Annotated in this window: 2 protein-coding genes and 1 pseudogene; 1 reads left to right on the top strand and 2 read right to left on the bottom strand. The window is 68.9% G+C overall.

Annotation, left to right across the window (positions count from 1 at the left end):
• The coding region (locus AB4Y86_RS17540; RefSeq protein WP_441403442.1) for a PLP-dependent cysteine synthase family protein at positions 1 to 821 on the bottom strand (821 nt) is incomplete at its 3' end.
• A gap of 48 nt (positions 822 to 869) precedes the next feature.
• Between AB4Y86_RS17540 and AB4Y86_RS17545 the strand changes: the two genes are divergently transcribed.
• Positions 870 to 1,751: a sulfurtransferase gene (locus tag AB4Y86_RS17545; RefSeq protein WP_441403443.1), complete on the top strand. Its 882-nt coding sequence runs from the start codon at positions 870 to 872 to the stop codon at positions 1,749 to 1,751.
• Here AB4Y86_RS17545 and AB4Y86_RS17550 read toward each other — a convergent pair.
• Positions 1,748 to 2,089, bottom strand: a pseudogene (locus AB4Y86_RS17550) (HNH endonuclease); the annotation flags it as partial. The gene AB4Y86_RS17545 and the pseudogene AB4Y86_RS17550 sit on opposite strands and share 4 nt — an antisense overlap.

Below are 2,089 nucleotides of genomic sequence, written 5' to 3' on the forward strand. Positions count from 1 at the left end.
GCGTCGGGCACCTGGATCATGTGGTCGATCACCGACGGCACGAAGCTCGGCTCCAGCCGCGGCCGGCCGATGCCTTCGATCCGTGACGGCTGGGCTGGGGCGTGCGGCGCTGTGCTGCCCTCGCGGCTCGCCAGCCAGCCGGGAAAGAACGCGGAATTCTCGGGGTCGACGACGGCGAGCCTGGTCTCGTGGCGCTGGTAGCGGAGGTAGCGGCCGATCGTGGCACTGGTGCCGCCGGTGCCGGCCCCCACCACGATCCAGCGCGGGACCGGGTGCTCTTCGAGCGCCAGCTGGCCGAAGATGGACTCGGCGATGTTGTTGTTGCCGCGCCAGTCGGTGGCCCGCTCGGCGTAGGTGAACTGGTCCATATAGTGGCCGCCGGTGCTCCGGGCCAGGTCCTCGGCAGCCGCGTAGACCTCGGAGGCGTGGTCCACCAGGTGGCAGGTGCCGCCGTACTCTTCGATCAGCGCGATCTTCTCGCGGCTGGTGGTACGGGTCATCACGGCGATGAACGGCAGTCCGAGCCGTTGGGCAAAATAGGCCTCGGAGACGGCCGTGCTGCCGCTGGACGCTTCCACGATGGTAGTGCCCTCGCGGATCCAGCCGTTGACCAGCCCGAAGAGAAACAGCGAACGGGCCAGCCGGTGCTTGAGGCTGCCCGTGCGGTGCGTCGATTCGTCCTTGAGGTACAGCTGGACCCCCCAGCGCTCCGGCAGGGGCACCGAATAGAGGTGGGTGTCGGCTGATCTGTTGTATTCGGCGTTGATCCGGCGGATGGCTTCGTCGGCCCAAACCCGGTCCTGCTGGTGCAAGTTTGTCACCGCATCAGCCTACCTGCGGCGGTGCAGGCCCACGATTAGAGTGGGCGGATGGACACCCTATTGACTGTTGCCGAACTCAAGGACCGGATGGACTCCGGCGCACGGACGGTGTTGTTGGACGTCCGTTGGGCGCTAGGCGACCCGTACGGCCGGGACCACTACCTGGAGGGGCACCTCCCCGGGGCGGTTTTTGTGGACCTCGCGGCCGAACTTGCCGGCCCGGCGGATCCAAGCCGCGGACGACACCCGCTGCCTCCGCTGGAAGAGTTCCAGCTGTCCGCACGCTCCTGGGGGCTCCGGAACGGGGACGTGGTGGTGGCGTACGACGACAGCGGCAACCTTGCGGCCGCCAGGCTTTGGTGGATGCTGCGGGATGCCGGGTTCCCCGCGGTCAGTCTGCTCGACGGCGGTCTAGCCGCCTGGCGCGCCGCCGGCTTCGACGTCGACAGCGGCGAATCGGCCGTGGAGCGCGGCGACGTCGTCCTGGCCGAAGGGTCCATGCCGGTGATTGGTGCCGTCGAGGCAGCCACCTGGTCCGGGCGGGGCCTGCTTCTGGACGCCCGTGCCGGCGAACGGTACCGCGGCGAGATCGAACCCGTGGACCCGCGCGCCGGACATATCCCAGGCGCCGTCAGTGCCCCGACGGCCGCGAACCTGGCGGATGACGGGCGTTTCCTCCCCGCAGCGAGCCTGCGCGAACGATTTACCGGCCTGGGCGTGCAAGCGGGGCTGCCGACAGCCGTGTATTGCGGCTCTGGGGTGACCGCGGCCCACGAGATCGCGGCTCTGGAGATCGCTGGCTTTCCTGCAGCCCTCTACCCGTGGTCGTTCTCGGAATGGTCAAACAACGCAGCCAATCCCGTCGTGACCGGCGCGGGTCCTGAGGGGGACGGGTCCGAGGGCGGACGTCCGGAGGGGAGCCCCTCCTAGGCCGCAGGCCTCGCTGCCAGTCGTGCGCCCATCGCCAGCTTTGCCCGATGTCTTAGTTTCCACTTGAGTTTCGGCCCCTCAGGCGGCGCCAGCTGATCAGCCGCTTCGCCCCGCCCGACCCATTGTGGAGACGGTCGTTCGGCACCAGTTCCGGGGAGGGGCGGTGCGGTGGAGTGGTAGCTGTGGCCGGTGGGGGTGGTGAGTTGGAGGGTGTGTCTTCGGTGTCCGCGCGTCGGTACTAGGGGCTGGGCGGTCCAGCCGGGGGTTTCTTTGGTGTGGTTGCAAGCTTCGCAGAGTCCGGCGCCGTTGCCGCCGCTGGTGGTGCCGCCGTTCTGCCA

It is taken from the genome of Arthrobacter sp. 2YAF22_2 (genome assembly GCF_052114645.1).
Lineage (GTDB): Bacteria > Actinomycetota > Actinomycetes > Actinomycetales > Micrococcaceae > Arthrobacter.